At 50.7% G+C, this 19,610-nt stretch carries 16 protein-coding genes and 9 pseudogenes; 12 read left to right on the top strand and 13 right to left on the bottom strand.

All coding sequences use genetic code 11. The annotated features are described in order from the left end of the window. Positions 1-156 precede the first annotated feature (156 nt). The 4 genes from B4967_RS16025 to flgA form a co-directional block, all read right to left on the bottom strand. Positions 157-819: an SDR family NAD(P)-dependent oxidoreductase gene (locus B4967_RS16025; RefSeq protein ID WP_340638797.1), complete on the bottom strand. Its 663-nt coding sequence runs from the start codon at positions 817-819 to the stop codon at positions 157-159. Between the two features lie 83 nt (positions 820-902). Continuing rightward, on the bottom strand, positions 903-1,259 hold the full coding sequence (locus B4967_RS16020; RefSeq protein ID WP_243470648.1) for a flagella synthesis protein FlgN: 357 nt from the start codon (positions 1,257-1,259) through the stop codon (positions 903-905). 88 nt (positions 1,260-1,347) lie between these two features. Continuing rightward, positions 1,348-1,614, bottom strand: coding sequence for a flagellar biosynthesis anti-sigma factor FlgM (gene flgM, locus B4967_RS16015; RefSeq protein ID WP_044629596.1), 267 nt, complete (start codon positions 1,612-1,614; stop codon positions 1,348-1,350). 85 nt (positions 1,615-1,699) lie between these two features. After that, the gene (gene flgA / locus B4967_RS16010) at positions 1,700-2,413 is read right to left on the bottom strand and encodes a flagellar basal body P-ring formation chaperone FlgA (protein WP_083026292.1); all 714 of its coding nucleotides are present in this window, start codon (positions 2,411-2,413) and stop codon (positions 1,700-1,702) included. Between the two features lie 195 nt (positions 2,414-2,608). On the opposite strand from flgA, the pseudogene flgB reads away from it, so the two are divergent. From flgB to flgL, 12 genes and pseudogenes are all read left to right on the top strand, one after another. Next, positions 2,609-3,041, top strand: a pseudogene (gene flgB / locus B4967_RS16005) (flagellar basal body rod protein FlgB). A 25-nt stretch (positions 3,042-3,066) separates the two neighbouring features. Beyond that, a pseudogene (gene flgC, locus B4967_RS16000) lies at positions 3,067-3,478 on the top strand (flagellar basal body rod protein FlgC). A 2-nt stretch (positions 3,479-3,480) separates the two neighbouring features. Then, a complete protein-coding gene (locus B4967_RS21120; RefSeq protein ID WP_340638796.1) occupies positions 3,481-3,846 on the top strand; it encodes a flagellar hook capping FlgD N-terminal domain-containing protein in 366 nt (121 codons plus the stop codon). Between the two features lie 17 nt (positions 3,847-3,863). Beyond that, complete coding sequence (locus B4967_RS21115) at positions 3,864-4,169, top strand: FlgD immunoglobulin-like domain containing protein (RefSeq protein WP_340638795.1); 306 nt, start codon at positions 3,864-3,866, stop codon at positions 4,167-4,169. Between the two features lie 32 nt (positions 4,170-4,201). After that, complete coding sequence (flgE, locus tag B4967_RS15990; RefSeq protein ID WP_083026290.1) at positions 4,202-5,629, top strand: flagellar hook protein FlgE; 1,428 nt, start codon at positions 4,202-4,204, stop codon at positions 5,627-5,629. Between the two features lie 31 nt (positions 5,630-5,660). Next, positions 5,661-6,420: pseudogene (locus B4967_RS15985) on the top strand (flagellar basal body rod protein FlgF). 30 nt (positions 6,421-6,450) lie between these two features. Next, positions 6,451-7,234 (top strand): annotated as a pseudogene (flgG, locus tag B4967_RS15980) (flagellar basal-body rod protein FlgG). A 37-nt stretch (positions 7,235-7,271) separates the two neighbouring features. Next, a complete protein-coding gene (locus tag B4967_RS15975) occupies positions 7,272-7,961 on the top strand; it encodes a flagellar basal body L-ring protein FlgH (protein WP_083026288.1) in 690 nt (229 codons plus the stop codon). Between the two features lie 90 nt (positions 7,962-8,051). After that, a pseudogene (locus B4967_RS15970) lies at positions 8,052-9,132 on the top strand (flagellar basal body P-ring protein FlgI). After that, complete coding sequence (gene flgJ / locus B4967_RS15965; RefSeq protein ID WP_083026286.1) at positions 9,132-10,151, top strand: flagellar assembly peptidoglycan hydrolase FlgJ; 1,020 nt, start codon at positions 9,132-9,134, stop codon at positions 10,149-10,151. Before B4967_RS15970 ends, flgJ begins: the two are co-directional and overlap by 1 nt. A 63-nt stretch (positions 10,152-10,214) precedes the next feature. Further along, positions 10,215-12,158: a flagellar hook-associated protein FlgK gene (gene flgK, locus B4967_RS15960; RefSeq protein ID WP_083026284.1), complete on the top strand. Its 1,944-nt coding sequence runs from the start codon at positions 10,215-10,217 to the stop codon at positions 12,156-12,158. An 18-nt stretch (positions 12,159-12,176) separates the two neighbouring features. Next, positions 12,177-13,471: pseudogene (flgL, locus tag B4967_RS15955) on the top strand (flagellar hook-associated protein FlgL). 52 nt (positions 13,472-13,523) lie between these two features. On the opposite strand, the gene fliR reads toward flgL, so the two are convergent. The 9 genes and pseudogenes from fliR to B4967_RS15910 form a co-directional block, all read right to left on the bottom strand. Continuing rightward, positions 13,524-14,315: a flagellar biosynthetic protein FliR gene (fliR, locus tag B4967_RS15950; RefSeq protein ID WP_083026283.1), complete on the bottom strand. Its 792-nt coding sequence runs from the start codon at positions 14,313-14,315 to the stop codon at positions 13,524-13,526. Between the two features lie 3 nt (positions 14,316-14,318). Next, a complete protein-coding gene (fliQ, locus tag B4967_RS15945) occupies positions 14,319-14,588 on the bottom strand; it encodes a flagellar biosynthesis protein FliQ (RefSeq protein ID WP_044629584.1) in 270 nt (89 codons plus the stop codon). 27 nt (positions 14,589-14,615) lie between these two features. Next, positions 14,616-15,344 carry a flagellar type III secretion system pore protein FliP gene (gene fliP / locus B4967_RS15940; RefSeq protein ID WP_083026281.1) on the bottom strand — a complete coding sequence of 243 codons (729 nt, stop codon included), beginning with the start codon at positions 15,342-15,344 and terminating at the stop codon, positions 14,616-14,618. Positions 15,345-15,392: 48 nt separating this feature from the next. Then, the gene (locus B4967_RS21110) at positions 15,393-15,656 is read right to left on the bottom strand and encodes a FliO/MopB family protein (protein WP_340638799.1); all 264 of its coding nucleotides are present in this window, start codon (positions 15,654-15,656) and stop codon (positions 15,393-15,395) included. Between the two features lie 168 nt (positions 15,657-15,824). Next, a pseudogene (gene fliN / locus B4967_RS15930) lies at positions 15,825-16,344 on the bottom strand (flagellar motor switch protein FliN). After that, positions 16,341-17,395 (bottom strand): annotated as a pseudogene (gene fliM / locus B4967_RS15925) (flagellar motor switch protein FliM). Before fliM ends, fliN begins: the two co-directional pseudogenes overlap by 4 nt. 21 nt (positions 17,396-17,416) lie before the next feature. Further along, positions 17,417-17,893, bottom strand: a pseudogene (fliL, locus tag B4967_RS15920) (flagellar basal body-associated protein FliL). A gap of 159 nt (positions 17,894-18,052) precedes the next feature. Continuing rightward, the gene (locus tag B4967_RS15915; protein ID WP_207953648.1) at positions 18,053-19,156 is read right to left on the bottom strand and encodes a flagellar hook-length control protein FliK; all 1,104 of its coding nucleotides are present in this window, start codon (positions 19,154-19,156) and stop codon (positions 18,053-18,055) included. A 239-nt stretch (positions 19,157-19,395) separates the two neighbouring features. Next, the gene (locus B4967_RS15910; protein ID WP_083026278.1) at positions 19,396-19,602 is read right to left on the bottom strand and encodes a hypothetical protein; all 207 of its coding nucleotides are present in this window, start codon (positions 19,600-19,602) and stop codon (positions 19,396-19,398) included. Positions 19,603-19,610 lie beyond the last annotated feature (8 nt).

The raw sequence follows: 19,610 nt of genomic DNA, 5'->3' as shown, positions 1-19,610 counted from the left end.
CCAGCCAATAGGCTGGGTTTTTTGTTGCGCCGAAGAAAAGCCCCGAACACAGCATGTTCGGGGCTTTTTTGCTCTGCTTTTACCAGTCAATAGGTTCACCTGCCCAGTCCCAGAAGCTGCCGGTCTCTTCGGGCGAGCGCTTGGCCATGACGTCAATTAACTGTTTCGCCACGAACTCTGCGCTAAATAGCTTTTCGGTAGGGACACGGGCTTGAAAAGGCTTTGAGAGAGGAGTGTCCGTAGTGCCGGGATGGAGGCAGAGAACAATCGACTGTTTATTAACCTCTTAAGCTCAATAGCGGCGGTTCTCAACAGCATATTATGCGCGGCTTTACTAGCACGATAGCTATACCAGCCACCATACCCATTGTCAGTGATAGATCCTACACGAGCAGAAAGGCTGGCAATAATGGTAGCGTGCTTGCCCTGTAGAGAAGGCTTTAGAGCAGCGAGTAGCAGGGCTGGGATTGCCGCATTAATATACATCACCTGGGCAAATGATACTTCATCCAGCTGCTCCAGGCGCTTCTCTGGCTGTATGCTGTGGGAGGCATCGTGAAGCAGCCCGATCGCGTTGAAGAGTAGGTGGACAGGTCGGCCGTTTACCCTTTCACAGAGTGCTTGTCGGCCTGTGGTGGTGGTGATATCCGCAGTGATTGAGTCAAGCTTGGGATGTTCAAAAACGAGGGGGAAGCGGCTAACCGCAATCACATGCCCTGTTTGCGGAGATGAAAGCAGGCTTTGCAGTATGGCGCTTCCTATACCGCCATTTGCACCTGCCACAACGGCGGTGAAACCTTCTGGAAGATGAGGCAGCATAACAAACTCCGATGGTGAACGATATTGTTCCCATTGAAGCGCTTTGTATAGTATTGTCTATGGTTGCTTGTTAAGCAGAGGCATTAATGCGGGCCCGGCTGAGCACTATTGCGCCCGTTGGGCTTGTAGAGCGTTTTTTCTGCAATTTGGCGAATGTAGTCCAGCATCTCCTGGTTATGCTTCATACGCAATGAGAGCATTTGCCCGGTTAATGCATTCATTCGTGAAACCCGCTCGCTTTTTTCTAGCAAGCTTTCCCAGGTTGCTAGGCAGTCAGCATCTGTGGCCGCCAGCTTCGCGCCAGGAGCACCTTCTGGATAGCCAAGCTTTGCCTGTACACCGCGACGTAATACCTCCATGCGTTCTAGTTCTTCTAGAAGCGCCTGTTTCTTACCCGCGATATCAGTCAATATATCGCCATCAATACTGCCTTTGGTCAACTGCTCTTTTCGCTGGAGAGTAAGGCAATCAAATCCTCGAGGCGTTGCAACTGACTGGAGAGTAGGCGTGAAAGGCTCATAGGTAGATTTACTGATCTTTCAAGTTGGCAATTAGACCATCCGCAATACGGTCGGCACGCACTTCGAGCCGTCCCTCACGAATAGCATCACGAATTTCCTGTACCTTAGCCATATCGATATCCTGGCTGCTATCGATGCTAGATTGGCTGAGCTGAGTCGCTTCACGGGTAGTATTACCCGTTTCAGGCTGCTTTGCTTCACTTACCTTCTGTGCGTCATCACGCTGCTGCGCTGGAGTATTGCGAAGCAGCGGATTAAGGTTATCAATTTTCACGTTGTTGGCCTCATCGTCAACGTTGGGGCGCCGCGCGCTGTATTACTATCTATCGGCCTAGATGCTAAACACTTTAGGTCTTAGGCTAAAAATCCACCATTAATGTGCCTTGGCCGATCACCCGCGCCGTCATTATTTCACGAGAACCAAAACGCACACGAATGGTTTCTCCTTGTGCCCCATCAGCAAGCGCCTCCCCCTCTCGAGAGACACGAAAGCCAGCTCCTTCTGCTATGACTGTTACGCGCTGCCCGCGTTCCACGAGGCTAGGTGCATGCAGGAAATGCGCCTGAAACGTGCTGCCACTACGGATAGGCCGCTGAGCTACTTTGCCGACAATATCGGCCTGGTCGGTCAGCGTTTGGCTAGATAAATCGCTAAGGTTGCCTTCTCGCTGGTCGAGCATAGCGGCGGTAATCAACGTGCCTCTATCAATATCTTGGCTTGCCACAACGTAGCTGCCAATGACATCTACTTCTGCCTGCAGGTAGCGTACTTGACGCCCATCAGCTCCACGCCTAACGCCTACAGAAACACGCCCAATAGGAGCTTGGTTAGGGTTAGTCAGAAAGGGCGTTGGCTGTATGCAGGTGGGTAAATGGGGGGATGGCGGTGCGATATTGATGACTGCCTCTTGTCCCAGGGCCTGTGCTTCTTGATAGAGAAATTGCTGGACGCTTTCAACAAGTGACTGATCGCTTGTTTCTGCCCAGGAGGGTTGGGATAGGCCAACACATAGCAGTAACAACAATGACTTAACTGCTGAGTAGCGTGCAACAACGTGCAGCAAATAGCGCATGGGTAAAGTCGCCCAGTATAGAAAATCAGATGGTAAACATCAGCATGGGAGTGTAATGCAAAAGTATCCTACGCATCATGGGAAATGCTGGTGTAAACGGTAGCTGTTCCATGCTTTAAGGTGAAAGAGAGGAGCATATTATTCATCATCAACAATTTCCGGTTTATTTCTGCCTCTCAGCGAGCGAGGGTCGGCATGATTGATCAGCTTGAATCTGGCCTTTAACTTCCACCAGCAGGCGCTGGGCCTGCGCCAAGCACGTCACCAAGTGCTAGCCGCTAACATTGCCAATGCGGATACGCCCAACTATAAGGCGCGCGACATTGACTTTGCTAGTGAACTGAAAAAAGCCGTTGAAGGCGGACAGTCTCAACAGCAGCCAAATGGCGGCTTGGCGTTAGCGCGCACCTCCGAACAGCACTTGGCAGGAGAAGGCCCCGCATGGCGTGGTGCTGGAAGCACCGAGCTGCTCTATCGTGTTCCGGATCAGCCGAGTCTGGATGGTAACACCGTTGACATGGACCGTGAGCGAACCCAGTTCGCGGATAACGCTGTGCGCTACCAGGCGGCGCTCACCATTATGAACCGTCGTATTCAGGGCCTGAAAAATGCGATGCAACCTGAATAACCTAGTAATAGGAGAAAAATAAGCGATGTCGATGTTTTCAGCGTTTGATATTGCCGGTTCTGCGATGAGCGCCCAAGCGCAGCGTATGAATGTAACGGCAAGCAACATGGCCAATGCCGATAGCGTGGCAGGGCCAGATGGTGAAACCTACCGCGCAAAGCAGGTGATGTTTGAAACCCAGGCACAGTCTAACCGCTACGGTGTTGGCGGCGTCCGGGTTACTGAGGTTGTGGAAAACGATTCACCGCTGCGTATGGAGTATATGCCGAATCACCCAGCGGCTGATGAAGATGGCTACGTTGCTAAGCCGAATGTTGAGCCGGTCCATGAAATGGTCAATATGATTTCGGCATCGCGCTCCTATTCAGGCCAATGTAGAGGTTTTCAACACAACCAAGCAGATGATGGTTCAGACTCTATCGCTCGGTGAGGGCTAACGATGAGCACAATTAACCCAGCAACGTTGTCCAATATTAATGGTGGTGGCGTTCAACTACAGCAGAGCCAGTCAGAAGAGCTACGTAATAGTTTTATGACGCTGCTTATTACCCAGCTTCAGAACCAAGACCCCCTGAAGCCGATGGAAAACGCGGAGATGACGTCACAAATCGCTCAAATCAACACCGTCAGTGGCATTGAGCAGCTCAACTCGACGTTGGAAAGCATTACCAGCCAAATGAACGCCAATCAGGCATTGCAAGCGAGCGGGCTAATTGGTCAGGGTGTAATGGTACCTGGACGACAAATCATGTTGGGCAGGATAGTGAAGGCCAGCCTTACTCGACACCCTTTGGCATTGAGCTAGCACAACCAGCAGCAAATGTGCAGGCAACGATTTTGGGTCAAGGCGGCCAGGTAATCCGTCGCTACGACTTGGGGTCTGTTGAAGAGGGCGTGCAGTCTTTCCAGTGGGATGGAAAAAATGATCAGGGTGACGTTGTCGCCAGTAATCGCTATACAGTGCAGCTAGAAGCAACGGATGCCGAAGGCGAAGTGATTGAGTCTACTGCCCTTAACTACGCCATTGTTAATAGCGTGACACCCAACGATGTCAATGGCGGTGTTCGGCTGGACCTTGGGGCCATTTACGGGCAAATCAGCCTGAATGACGTGAAACAAATTCTTTGATCTCTAACATAACCTGTTTCTAGGAGAAAAAAATGAGCTTTTCTCAAGCATTAAGTGGTCTGAATGCCCAGTCTGAAAACCTGAAAATTCTCGGTAATAATATTGCTAACTCGCAAACCGTAGGCTTTAAGAGCTCCGGCGCTATTTTTGCCGATGTGTTCGCAGGTGCGAATAGCCAAGTCGGCCTAGGTGTCAAAATCTCAGATGTGCGTCAGGACTTTACCGCCGGTGACTTGGAGACCAGTGGACGGACCTTGGATCTGGCGGTGGCGGGCGACGGTTTTTACCGCGTTGAGCAAGCCAGTGGAGAAGCCGCGTATACCCGAAATGGCCAATTCAGTCAGGATAATCAGGGGTTTATAGTCAATGCGGCAGGGCAGCGCTTAACAGGCTACGGGCTGTATGATGAAAATGACCCGTTTTCTGAAGTAGTTGCTGGTGGGGCGCCGCAGGCACTACGCATTCCATCTAATGATATACCGGCCGAGGCAACAGAAAATGTAGCGGCCATCTATAATTTAGACGCGAGTGTTGTGGTTGGTCAGCCAGAGGGGAATACACCTATTCAGTCGGCGACTATAGTGGGTGGTAATGGCGATGAAATGGACATCAACTACCATTATTCAAATAGTTATACAGTTTTTGATTCTTTAGGTAATAATCACAATGTGTCAACGTACTTTTTAAAAATTGATGACAACCAGTGGGTTTCGCAGGTAGCTGTGAATGGTGCAGTGGCAGGTTTTACACGTGCTGATGGCACTACTGCTGGTGATAATCAAGGCCCTGTGACTGATTACGGCACCAATTCTTTTGGTATTCGCTTTGATGCCAATGGACAACTGCCGCGTAATGCAGATAATGAAATCACAGCGATTGTGGACGTGACCGTTAACGCTACAACAGTTCCTGCAGTTCCTCCAGCTACTGTTCCTACTACTACTACTACTACTACGTTTGCCCCTCTCCCCGGTGCAGCTTTGGCAGGCGTTACGTTTACACCAGATGGTGGAGCTAACGCCGTTAATTTTAATCTAGATTTAAAAGGTACAACGCAATTTAATAATAGCTCGGTGCAAAATACGCTGACGCAAGATGGCTATTCTTCTGGCAGCCTCTCTGGCCTGGAAGTGACCCGTGAAGGTCGTGTTATTCGTATCTATACCAACGAAGAGCGCCGTGACGCAGGACAAATTGTATTGGCCAACTTTGCTAACGAAGAGGGCCTCCAGTCTATAGGCGACAACGCATGGCGTGAAACTAATGCTTCGGGTATTGGCATTATTGGAACAGCAGGCGCAGGAGTATTCGGTACCATCGAGTCTGGCGTTTTAGAAAACTCGAACGTCGATTTGGCTAAGCAGCTGGTAGATACCATCGTGGCCCAGCGTGCTTATCAGGCGAACTCAACCTCTATCAGTACTCAAGACGAGCTCTTGCAGACGATTATTAATCTTTAATGATCGATAATTCAATTAAGGAGTAAGCGTCTTGGATCGCATGCTATACACCGCCATGAGTGGCGCTAAACACACGATGGACCAGCAGTCGGTAGTGAACAATAATCTATCGAATGTCTCCACCGCTGGTTTTCGTGCTCAGTTGCAGGCTGCGCGCTCGGTACCCATCGAGGGCGCAGGTATCCTGCCAACAAGGGTATCGGCGGTGACAACCACTCCGGGGACGGATTTCTCACAAGGCCCCCTCGAGCGTACTGGGCGTATGTTAGATGTGGCCATGCAGGGAAACGCCTGGATGGCGGTATTAGCAGAAGATGGCACAGAGACCTATACCCGTCGCGGTGATCTGCAGCTCGATAGCGACGGTGTGCTACTTAGCGTGGCCCGCCCTGTGATGGGGGGTCGCTGGGCCGATTGCTGTTCCACAGGGCGCGCAAATCTCATTTGGGGCAGATGGCACGATTAGTGCCATTCCTCAAGGAGAGGGCCCTGAGGCAATGGTGGACGTTGGCCGCATCAAACTCGTTACACCGGATGAACAGGCCCTGGAGCGTGGTGAGGATGGTTTGTTCAGGGCGCCTCCTGGCGATGATGGTGCGCCAGGCGTACTTCAGGCTGATGAAGAGGCGCGTCTGGTAAGTGGCGCTCTAGAGGGCAGTAACGTCAGCGCCGTGGATGCCATGGTCTCCATGATTGACGTGGCGCGCCGCTACGATATGCAGATGAAGATGCTAAGTACGGCGGATGAAAATGCTCAGCGAGCTAACAGTATTTTATCTATTCAGGGCTAATCGCAGCCACTCAGCCAAAGGAATATACGTATGATTAAGTCTTTGTGGACTGCCAAGACCGGGCTAGAGTCTCAGCAAACCAAACTAGATGTTATTTCGACCAACCTGGCGAACGTCAGCACCAATGGCTTTAAACGTTCGCGCCCGGTATTCGAAGACCTGCTCTACCAAAATATGCGCCAGCCTGGGGACCAGAACAATATTCAGGACCGCCTACCGTCAGGTATGCAGATTGGTACGGGTGTACGCGCCGTCGCCACCGAGCGTTTGCATACGCAGGGCAGCTTGGGAAGAGACAGGTAATTCCCGTGATCTAGCGATTGATGGTGAGGGGTTTTTCCAAGTGTTGATGCCAGACGGGACACTTGGCTATACCCGCGATGGCAGTTTTCAGCTCAATGAAAATGGCCAGATGGTCACGGCGAATGGCTACCCGCTGGAGCCAGCTATCTTTGTGCCTGCCAATGCGCTCTCCGTGACTATTGGTGAAGATGGTACCGTAAGTGTGCGCCAACCCGGCATTGCCCAGGATGCTGAAATTGGCCAAATTAACGTGGCGTCCTTTATTAATCCGGCCGGTTTAGAAAGTGTGGGCGGTAACCTCTTTATTGAAACTGGTGCTTCCGGAGCCCCTAACCAAAATGCGCCTGGTAATAACGGTGCTGGGCGGCTCTTCCAAGGCTATGTAGAGACCTCAAACGTGAATGTTGTGGAAGAGATGGTAAATATGATCCAAACACAGCGCGCTTACGAAATTAATAGCAAGGCTGTATCCACCAGTGACGAAATGCTAGCGCGGCTGAGTCAGCTCTAATGTCATTGATCATCAGGGCATCTTAACGGGTCGCGTTATGTTGGAATTAAACGTTGTGTTACGCCGCTGCATACTCGCTAGCCTAGCGCTGGTCGTTTTGGTTACTGCAGGGTGCGCGCAAATCCCGCGTGCCTCTGTCGTCGGCGAACAAGAGCAAATCACTATCATCGACCGTCCTCCACCTGTTCCTAATGGCTCTATTTATCAGGCGCGTCGCGGCTATCAGCCGCTTTTTGAAGATCGTCGGCCGCGCACGATAGGAGATATTCTGACCATTGTGCTGGATGAAGAAGTCAGCGCTAGTAAGAACTCGCAGTCCAATGCGAACCGTGCTGGTAGTGCAAGTCTGGAGCTAACTCAGTTGCCCGACGTGCTAGATACCCTGGCGGAGTATGGCTTTGATATTGAGGCGGCCAATGACTTTACGGGAGGCGGTGGCTCCCAAGCGAACAATACGTTTACAGGCACGATTACGGTCTCGGTGCTGGAGGTCATGAATAATGGCAACCTCCGTGTGCGGGGTGAAAAGCAGATTGCTATTAATCAGGGAACTGAGTTTATTCGCTTTTCAGGCGTAGTAAACCCTCGCACCATCACGGCTCAAAATACCGTGCCCTCCACCCAGGTGGCTGATGCGCGGATTGAGTATGTTGGCGATGGCTATATTAATGAAGCGCAGCATATGGGTTGGCTGCAGCGCTTCTTCCTAAATGTATCGCCGTTTTAGGCGCGTTAACACGCTAAACAACAGAGACCTGGTGAAATAGCTATGCAGTGGAAAGCGTTCCAACGGATTAAAACGGCAGCACGCTTCGCAATGCTGATCGCTCTCTGTTTTGCCATACTACCTGCACACGCCGAGAGGGTTCGCGAACTGGCAAGTTTTGCCGGTGTGCGCGATAACCAACTTGTTGGGTATGGCTTAGTGGTAGGGCTGGATGGCAGCGGTGACCAAACCACCCAAGCGCCGTTCACCAGCCAAAGTTTAACCAACATGCTGTCGCAGTTAGGCGTGACCGTTCCGCCTGGAACAAACCTTCAGCTGCGCAACGTCGCTGCTGTGATGGTGACTGCAGATCTGCCGCCATTCTCCCGTCCAGGGCAGCGTCTCGACATCGTTGTTTCTTCGATTGCCAACGCCAGTAGCCTGCGTGGTGGCACACTATTGATGACGCCACTGAAAGGTGCCGATGGCGATACCTATGCGATTGCCCAGGGCAATATGTTAGTGGGCGGCGCCGGTGCGCAGGCGGGTGGTAGTAGCGTACAGATTAACCAGCAGGCCTCTGGTCGCATTCCGAACGGGGCTCTTTGTTGAGCGTGAAGTGCCGCTCAATCTTGGTGGCAACGGTGGGGTGCTAGAGTTGCAGCTGAACGACGCTGATTTTGGCACCGTTCAGCGCATGGTAACGGCAATTAACAATGAGTTCGGTCAGTCTGTTGCCTATGCACGCAATGGCCGAGTCATTGCCCTCGATGGCCCAATGGACGCCAACGCTCGGGTTAATTTTATGGCTCGGGTTGAGAATGTTCAGCTAACACCAACTGAGGCACCCGCCAAAGTAGTGCTCAATGCACGTACAGGCTCTGTGGTTATGAACAGCGCGGTTACCCTGCGTAGAGCTGCAGTAGCCCACGGTAATCTGTCGATTATGATTGATACTCAATTTGGTGTTAGCCAGCCTAACCCACTCGGGGAGGGTGAAACCGTTGTAGTGCCTGATGCGGATATCAATATTGAGCAGCAGGAAGCCTACCTGCAAATTGTTGAAGGAGCCGACTTGGCAGACGTGGTGAATGCACTGAATGCATTAGGTGCGACACCTCAGGATTTAATGTCGATTCTAGAAGCGTTGAGAGCATCAGGCTCTCTGCGTGCTGAGCTGGAGATCATCTGATGAGCATGGGCGATATGACCAGCCAGTTCGCGCTGGATATGAACGGCTTCCAGCGGCTGCAGCATAATGCGCGCGTTGATCCTGAAGCGGGTGTTCAAGGCGCGGCTCAGCAGTTTGAAGCGCTCTTTATCCAAATGATGGTAAAGAGCATGCGGGATGCTACGCCTACCTCAGGGCTGTTGGAGAGCCGAGATACGACATTTTATCAATCCATGTTGGACCAGCAGTGGTCGCAAGTCATGGCTTCTCGTGGGATTGGTTTAGCCGATGCGCTAGTGGAACAGCTTCAGCGCCAGGGGGTGGTCGGGCAAGTCGCCAACCCTGACCAAGAGCTTCAGACGTTAATTGCGGGTATTCCTCGTGGGACACCACGCGTTCTGGATAGTCGGTTACAGCCTGATAGTGGACAGGTGTCTAATACCACAGGCAGGGGCCAGTTTTATAACGAGCTAGACGCTATTCGCCAACGGGAAGCGGGCAGCGCACCCGCCACGCTGGTAGAAGCCCCGCGTCCGGCGGCTTCTTCACACGACCACGTCGAGCGTGTCATGCAAACGCTGGCCACGCCTGCTCAGGCGGCTAGTGCTGCAACTGGCGTACCTGCTGAGCTCATTTTGGCTCAGGCAGCCCTAGAGACGGGCTGGGGTCAGCATGAGATAGCGACCCAGCAAGGCCACAATAGCTATAACGTGTTTGGTATTAAAGCGGGTAGCCAGTGGCAAGGTAAAACCACCGATATCGTGACCCACGAGTATGTAAATGGCCGTCGTACTCAAATCGTTGATACGTTCCGTGTGTATAACTCCTTTGAGCATGCCTTTACCGATTATGCCAGTCTGATCGGTAACAATCCGCGTTACGCCGGTGTTGTGCAGGCGTCTAACGCAGAGCAAGCAGCGCGTGAGTTACAGCGTGGCGGCTTTGCCACCGACCCGCGCTATGCCGATAAGCTGGTATCGGTAATGAATACGATAGGGCCGCTGAGTTCTGCGGGTAGCCTGTTGGCGGATTCTCGCTAGGCAACTATTCAAGTTTTTCTGCGCACTGCCGATAAATAGAAAATCGGCCTAAGGAATTGAACCATGAGCATGTTTTCGATCGGCTTAAGCGGCCTCAATGCGGCGCAGAATGCCCTCAATACAACGAGCAACAACATTAGTAACGTCTATACTCCTGGCTACAATCGGGAGATTACGGTACTCAATGAAAGCCGGAACAATGCCGGTGTCCGCGTTGCAGATATTGAGCGTCAGTTCAATACGTTCGTTGCCGCGCAATTGAACAATGCCAAGTCGCAATCAACAGCCCTAGAGACCTACAATACGCAAATCTCTCAGATCGATAACTTGCTTGCAGATCGTGAAGCAGGGCTCTCTCCTTTGATGCAGAATTTCTTTTCCGCTCTTGAGGATTTAGCAAGTGCTCCTTCGGATCCTGCCGCCCGTCAGGGCGTGCTTGGCGCTGCGGATACGCTAACGGCTCAATTCCGTTCGTTTGATGGATATCTGCAGGATTTACAATCAGGCGTTAACGGCCAAATTAAAGACGAAATTACCCAAATAAATAACACCACAAGCCAGATTGCTAATATTAACCGTGAAATAGCACTTTCGCGTGCACAGCTTGGTGAGGCACCAAATAGCTTGCTGAATCAGCGCGACCAGCTGATCTCCGAGTTGAATGAAAAAATGAACTTGCGTCTTAATATTCAAGATGGCAAGACTTACAATCTGTCTCTTCCCAATGGGCAGCCGCTCGTCACGGGGGATACTGCCTATAAACTCGAAGCTGTTACATCACCGAATGATCCACAACGGATGGTCGTTGGCTACCGTGAAGGGGCTCGTGGTAATGGCAACCTTGTCAGCCTAGATGAAGGTTTAATTACAGGTGGCTCATTAGGTGGCTTAATGAGCTTTCGAGCTGAGACATTAGATAAAACTCAGAATCAGATAGGGCAGTTGGCGGCTTCTATTGCACTCGAATTTAATACGCAACACCAAAAAGGTGTTGACCTGAACGGTGAGCAGGGCCAAGAGTTTTTTAGTATTGGTCAATCTAATGCTTACTATAATACAGATAATAAGGGATCCGCAGAGGTCAGTGCTATGATCGACTCTGCGAATACTAGCGCATTACGAGCAACCGACTATACGGTGCGTGTTATTAATGCATCGACTGAAGAGTTTGCAGCGATTAGAAAAGATACCGGTGAGGCGCTAGAGGCGGATGAATGGTCATTTAGCGACAATGTTCTAAGTTTTGCCGGTGTTGATGTCAATTTCAACGATATTAATCTTGCCCAAAATGGCGATAGCTTTGAAATTCAACCACTACGACGTGCCGCTGGTGGAATGGAAGCAATTGTTTCAGACTTAGATAAAATTGCTGCAGGTAGCTTAGTTGAGCAGAGTGGAGACCTAGAGGTGAGAAATGTTCGCTATGAGAATGCGCTTGCCAATACGTCGGAATCACTGGAAATTGAACTTAATGCCAATCAACACTTATCTATCAGTGGGTATACTGGTCAGGTCTCTGTTAACGGCGAAGCGCGAATCTTAGTTGCTAATGGAGTCGTTCAAGATTCGGCAGATGCAGTCGCAGCTGTATTGGCTGCGGACGATGAAATAACTATTGATGGTGTATCTTTTGTTTTAGCTGATGTGTCTACAGAAGGGGCTCTCACATTTCAGCAAGCGAGCTCTGCTGCAGGCGACAATCGCAATGCCTTAGCACTCCAAGACCTCCAGAGTAAGGATATCGTAGGTGGCTCTGCCTCTTTGAGTGGAGCTTATGGGGCGCTGGTCAGCGATGTGGGAAATCGTACCAACATTATTCAGGTCAACCTTGATGCACGCCAAGGTTTAACTGATCAGCTGCGTGCAGTGCAGCAGTCGGAGTCTGGTGTTAACCTGGATGAAGAAGCGGCAAATCTGATTCGCTTTCAGCAGTTTTATCAAGCCAATGCACGCGTCATCGATACTGCTTCTACTATTTTTGACACTATTTTAGGCTTACGTAGCTAACGGTTAGGAGTCTGCCTCATGCGTATTAGCAGCGTTACCATGTATGAACAAAGTACGGCTTCAATTAACCGTCAGCAGAATGACTTTCTAAAAATCAGTTCAGCAGATTGCTAGTGGACGCCGTGTGGTTAACCCTTCGGATGACCCACAGTCAGCAGCGCGCGCCGTGCGTGTTGATCAATCTAAGGCGATTACCCAACAGTTTGAAGACTCTCGCGTATCTGCGCGTAACTCTCTAGCACAGACAGAAAGTATACTTAATAGCATCAGTGACTCTGTTATTAGTGCAAAGACAAGACTAGTTCAAGCATCAAGCGATACCTTAAGCGATGTTGACCGAGAATCGATTGCCAGCGAGTTAAAAGGTATTTACGAAACCATGATCGGCCAAGCAAACGCGACTGATGGTAACGGACGTTACTTATTTGGTGGCTATGCTGATAATGCGCCTCCCTTTGTTAAAAATAGTGAAGGCAATATTGAGTATAAAGGGGATGATAACGCTCGCCAGCAGCGTATTGATGCCTCTCGCTTAATGCCGGTTACTGAAAATGGCATTTCAATATTTCAAAGTGTGCCAAGTGGTGCGGGTTACGTAGCAGAGGCAGTAAAAAGCAGCGATGGTGGTCAGCCGATCGCCGGCGTGGAGGGGAGGAATGGCGGTAGCATAACGTTTAGTGGCCCACAGGTGAGTAATGTCAATGACCCTGGGTATGGCGACAGCTACCGTGTTGTGTTTAATGAAGATACGACGGTGGATAGCGGCGTCAGCTACCAAGTGCAGCGTTTTAGTGAAGGCGAGTGGCAGGAAGATCCTGCTGATTTGGTGGTTACAGGAGAAATATGTCGGTGAAGGTCAGCAGCTTAGTTTTGGGGGTGTTAATGTCACACTCACTGGCAGCGCTGAGCCTGACGACGAGATTCTTGTTGCCCAGTCAGGTAGTGAGCAGCGCCCTGCGGATCTGTTCCGCACCATGGAAGCAGCAATACGTGTTTTAGAAAGTCCCGCCACTACCGGTGCGGAAAAAGCAGAATTGCGCAATACGCTAAACACATCTATGCGAGATCTAGATAATGCCCTTGATAATGTTCTAACAGTGCGCGCTTCGGCTGGGGCAAAACTAAACGAGCTAGACGTGGTGGATGCAGTAGGTAGTAACCGGATGCTCAATTATGAGCAGACGCTTTCTGACTTGGTGGATCTGGACTACGCTGATGCTATTTCAGAATACAGCTTGCGTCAGGTTGGTCTGCAGGCTTCTCAAAAAGCGTTTGTGGATATTAAGGGGATGTCGCTATTTGACTTTATGTAATGTCTTAGCGAGCAGTCACTCTTTTGCTATGCCCTGGCCATGTGCCGGGGCATTAATTTAAGGGCGCCATGGTCTCAATCAGGCTTTGCGTAAAGCTAATTCCCTGGCTAAAAAGCTGCTGAAGAAAGCTGCCGATATCGCTCATTAGCACCATGAGCAACACTATGCCAACGGTGAGCGAGGTAGGAAAGCCAATATTAAACACGGTTAGCTGCGGTGCTGAACGGTTTAGGATGCCTAGCGACAGATTAATAATGAGCAACGAGGCTACCAGAGGCAAAGCGAGCAGCATACCGGAAGCAAAGATAGTACCTGCGTAGCGTGCCAGTAGTTCAAACGCATTAGGATTAAGGCTGCCAATTCCAATTGGAAGTGTTTCAAAGCTCATCACTAGTGTTTCTAACACCATCAGGTGGCCATTAAAGGCGAGAAACATGAGCAGGGTGACCATATAGAGAATGCGTGATAGCACCATAATGTTGGTGCCACTAGACATGTCAAAGAAGCTCGCAAAGGCGAGCCCCATCTGAAGGCCGATAAACTCACCGGCCGCTTGGACCACGGCAAACATAATGTGCATCACAAGCCCAATCGCAATACCGATCAGCATTTGCACAATGAGAATGCCCAGACATGCCCAAGACATGAGCGGTACACTGGGCATCGGTGGGAGAACGGGAGCAATGACGACGGCGATCACTGCGGCAAGCGCTACTTTAGCTTGATTGGGAATGCTGGAGTGGCCCCATAAAGGCGTCGCTGTCATAAAGGCCGTAATACGCACAAAGGGCCAAAAAAAGGCCACCAGCCACCCCTGAAGCTGGGCAAATGTTACTTCAACCACAGGCTACATCACCATTGCGGGTATGTTGGTAAATAGCCGCGTCGTGAAGTCGGTAATTAAGCCGATGAGCCAGGGGCCCGCTAGTACCAGAACGGCAAACACCGCTAAGATTTTCGGGATAAATGTCAGCGTCATCTCGTTTATTTGGGTAGCGGCCTGGAACAGGCTAATAATCAGACCTGTAAATAGTGCTGCTAACAGCATAGGACCAGCTAGAAAAAGTGTCACGCGCATACCCTGATAAGCGACGCTCATCACCATCTCGGGTGTCATGATTACGCTCCTCGTCGCCCCGCGACGTTAAAGCATATAAAAGCTCTCTGCCAACGAACCAATAATGAGCTGCCAGCCGTCAACCAATACAAAAAGCATGAGCTTAAATGGCAGCGAAATAGTGATCGGTGGAACCATCATCATCCCCAACGCCATTAGCGTACTGGCCACTACAAGGTCAATGATCAAAAAAGGGATAAAGATGGTAAAGCCAATTTGAAAGGCCGTCTTGAGCTCGCTGGTGACAAAGGCAGGTAGCAAGACGCGCATTGGTAGCTCTTCTGGCCCTTGCAAGGGGCCCACATCGGCTAAACGAACAAATAGGGCCAGGTCCGGCTCCCGCGTTTGAGCCAGCATAAACTCTCGGAAAGGTAGCTGCGCGCGAAGCAGGAACTCTTCAAAATTGATCACCTCATCCGTCAACGGCACCCAGGCGGTGTCATATACTTGGTTAAGTACTGGCGACATAATAAAAAACGTTAAAAAGAGCGCGATCCCCAACAGTACCTGGTTAGGCGGCGTAGCCTGAGTGCCCATCGCTGTCCTTAGCAGGCTGAGTACAATGATGATGCGGGTAAAACTGGTCATCATCAGGAGCATTGCTGGCAAAAACGCCAAGGAACTTAAGAACAGCAGTGTTTGTAGAGAGAGAGACCACTGTTGGCCACCGCCTTCCGTTGGTTGTGAAACTAACCCAGGTAGTTGCTGGGCGTGGCTGGGAAAAGCCACGAGGCATCCGATGATGAGAATACTCATCGGCCCCCAGTGACGCGAATAGGGCCGAGGCAAAATGCTGAGCGTATTTCATGAGGTATGCTGAGGGTCTGAGGGAGTACTGTCGCCCTTGCCGCGACTATTGGCTATAGCGTTAGCTAAACGCTGTGAGAAGCGGGTCGGCGGACTAGGGGGCGTGGATCCACGATCAGTAGGCGCTGGACGTTCGTGTAGTTTACTAATACGGCCACCACTAACGCCCAGAACGAGCCATGTGTCTTCAATTTCGACAACCACAATTCGCTCGCGATTGCCTACTGCGGTGGTACCTACGATGCGTAAACCGTGCACCATGGTCATAGCGATGATGCTGCCAGCGTTTGAGCAGTGATGTGCACAGCAAAATAATGGCAATCACCAACGCTAGTGCCGCGGCCGTTTTGCCTAATGCCGCCATGCCCATTAATGCATCACCGCCACTTAATGCCTCAAGGGGGGCTTGCGCACTAGACGTCGCAACACTCATCGGTTTAGTTTATGAATGCGCTCGGATGGTGTAATAATCTCAGTAATACGGATACCGTATTTATCTTCGATAACTACTACTTCCCCCTGAGCAATTAGGTAGCCATTGATCAGGATATCCATTGGCTCACCCGCTAATCCCTCCAGCTCAATGACAGATCCTTGAGCGAGCTCTAATAGCTGCTTAATCGTCAGTTTGGTGCGCCCTAACCTCAACGGTAAGCTTAACCGGAATATCCATGATCATCTCAAGATCACGGGAGGGAGTCGTACTTTTTTCTGCGCTCAGCGGGCGAAATACATCGTCGCTGGCTGGCTTGGCTTGAGGTGCCTCTGATTCAGGCTCATCTTCCGTATCGTCCTTCTCTGCAGCCTCCTGCTCTGCCATGGCAGCTGCCCAGGGGTCATCATCATCGCTTGCGGCATCAGCACTAGACGACGGCTCTTCTTGCTCAGACATGGCTTCCGCCCAATCGTCATCAGAGACTTTTTGATCGGGTTTATTAGGGTCAGTCATGCTTTGGGTTCCTTGGCTTTCTGTCGCGTTGAACCTTTAATAAAGTCCTTGGACGATACGTTATTCATAGCAGCATGGTTCGATCATACGCACAACACGCAGGGCGCTGCTGGCGATGACTGCCGTATTCACACTCCATCACAGGGACGCCGTCAACGCTGGCGGTGATCGGACTGGGAATGTCCATCGGCAAAACATCCCCCTTTTTTAGCCCCATGACGTGAGCAATTCGACTCGGAATCTGCGCAAAGTCAGCGACCAACTCAACTTCAGATTGGCGCAGCTGGCTGGCCAAGCGACGTGACCAAGAGCCTTCACTGTCATGATTGCTATCGTTGATCGGGTTAACCAATAAATCGCGCAGCGGCTCAATCATTGCGTAGAGCATGCAAATCTGAAAGCTACTGGATAGGTTGCCTACCTCAATATTGAACTTGGTATTGACAACATTCTCATTAGGTGAATTAGTAATATTGGCGAATTTAGACTGGACTTCGGAGCGCAGGAAGTGGACATCTATCGGGTATACTACCTTCCAAGCTTCTTGATAGGCATCAATCGCAAGATTGAGCAGGCGCTGGATAATACGTTGTTCGGTATTGGTAAATTCGCGCCCATCTGATTTCGTAACGAATCGCCCGTCTCCACCGAACAGGTTGTCTACTACCATAAACACGAGATTTGGTGGAAATACCACCAATGCAGAGCCCCGCATCGGCTTCATCGACACGATATTGAGGTTGGTCGGCACCGGAACGTTACGTGAGAAGTCGCTAAAGCTTTGATAGCGCACGGACTCGACAGTGATGTCTGAGCTGCGACGAATTAGATTGAATAATCCGTTGCGGAAATAACGAGCAAAACGCTCGTTAATAAAATCAAGCGCATGCAGACGTTCGCGTATGACCCGATGTTGAGTCGATGGGTCATACGGGCGAATTTTTGTTTCGTCCTGAGACTTGGACGACGCCGTAGAGGGCTCTTCGTCTCCACTGACACCCTTTAGTAAGGCGTCAATTTCTTCCTGGGACAGTAGATCGACCTGTGACATGAACGGCTCCAGTTCCCGAGGTTATTGCACAATAAATTCGGTAAACAGCTCTTCCCTTAGATCTAGGGGGGGCTGATTTTCGGTGAGGGGTACGTTCAAACGACTAATAATTGCCTGTGCCAGCTCCTCTTTCCCCTCTGTCGAGGTGAGTTCGTTGGCTTGTTTTCCCGATAACAGAATTAGTAAGCGGCTGCGCACTTGCGGCATATGCTCTTCGATAATTGTTTTACTCTGTTCGTTACCCACTCGCAGCGTAATACCCGTATAGCGCAGGCGTGAACCATAGCGGTCATCAGCTAAATTAACAGTGAATGGCTAAATGAGTGTAAACACAGGGGGGGTAAGCTCGACCGTTTGCTGTTGAGCTTCGCCACTGTCGCTGCTGTTGCGCTGATCCAGCACTAGATAAATAGCCGCTGCTGCCCCTGCAGAGGAAAGCAGTACGAGAATGATCATTACCCAGAGCAGTTTTTTAGATCCGCCGCTTGATTCTGCCATTGTTGTTCCCATGATGTTCGCACATGACGCTAGCCAAGCATTATGCCTAACGCGGGTGATAATGAAGAAACGAACAGGCTCTCTTGGAGAGCCTATCTTTTGGTTTAGCTATTTAACACGGTACTCACAATTAAACCATACTTATAGCGTGGCTATATTTTAAGCATAAAGGTCCACACGCCCATCGAGTTCGATGGAGGAACCCCCAGATGCAGGCGTCCCGGTTTCACCCTCAACGCTAGAGACTCCGCTTTCACCACCAGCGCTTGAGCCTGTGCTTTGCTGAGCAAACGCTTCCTGTTGATTAGAAAAGCCTTGTTCACCCACTGATGTGTCACTTAGTGAAATTCCTTGTTCCGCCAGTGCTTCACGCAGTTGAGGAATCGCTTGTTCAATCACTTGTCGAACCTGAGCGTGAGCGGATAAAAATTGAGCTTGTGCGCCGTGTTCTGTCATTTTTAACGAGATAGAAAGTGGCCCAAGCTCAGCAGGATGTAGTTTCATTTGAACATGCTGCTCCCCCCCTCGCTGGACAAGCTGAACGAGCTGTTGACCTAGCTGTGACGGGCAGGAGGGGTGAGAGACAGGGGTGCCAGTAGAGGATGGCAGTGAGGCTCCCGTTGCGGCAGCAATAGGCTGTGGCGCGGCGTTAGCGTTAGGCAGGTTAAATGCTAGCTCGTTACCGCCGCTAATGCGCGCTGCTGCTTCTCCAGAGGCACCGCTAACCGCCAGAGCGCTAGCCATGGCTTCACTGCTGACGTGCACACTGGGGGTCATTGTTTGCATGCTTGATGCGGCAAGCGTATTTGAGGTTGTCTGCTGAGTGCTCGTATCTGTATTAGCAGCATTACCCAATGAAAGCGCTGCTATTTGCTGGCTGAGCGTTTCAGGGCGCTGAGCAGACCCATTAGACCCTGTGCTACCCGATAGCTGTTGGTAAGCATTGATGAGAGCTATCGCGTCTTTTTTGTCAATCGCTAACTGTTCGGCGATAGCGGCGACAGACGTTGTTTGGGTAGTAGTGGGGGACGGTAGGCCTGCGTCATCAGTAAAGGCAGCGACTAATGACAGCCGACTGGAAATTTCCTGTAGAGCAGGTGATGGCATGTCCAACGTGTTGTCGGTAGCCGCCGCTGCAGCTAATGCTATTAGCGGTTCTGGGGTGCCTTGTTCAGCCGTTTGTAGCTGAGCAAAAAGCTCTGCAATCTCCTCTTGATTGAGCTTAATATCAAGTGACTCAAGTTGCTTGACTAAGTCATTCATCGTTTGAGCAGCTATCTGTAGCTGCGCCAACGCCTCTTGATTGGAATCAATTCCAAGTGATTCTAAGTGTTTGTCTAAGCCATATGGCGTTTGGATCGTTGTCTCAGCAGGTACTTGTTGATTACTAAGTGCTCCAAGACTTTGACTGCTTAATTTTTGCTGCATAGCCTGAGTAGCCAATTGCAACTGTCCAAATAGATCGGCAAGTGCACTTTCATCTAGCTCAATACCCAGCGATTCTAGGAGCGGGTAAAATCACGCAGCGCCTGTTCTCCATCGGTGGATGGAGCGTTAGAAAGTGCGCCCATTGCGCGTTGGGTGTCTGTAGCCTGCAGCATGGCTTGGCGGAATAGCCCAGTGGGAAAGCCTTGAGCCTCCGTCGCTTGTGAGGCTGATGCGCCACTGCCCTGGCTGGGGTTCGCAGAAAGTAACAGTTGAATATTCATGGATAGGC

It is taken from the genome of Vreelandella lionensis (assembly GCF_002087295.1).
Classification (GTDB): domain Bacteria; phylum Pseudomonadota; class Gammaproteobacteria; order Pseudomonadales; family Halomonadaceae; genus Vreelandella; species Vreelandella lionensis.
Note: the sequence above shows the minus strand (reverse complement) of the source record. Positions and strands in the feature narration are given on the sequence as shown.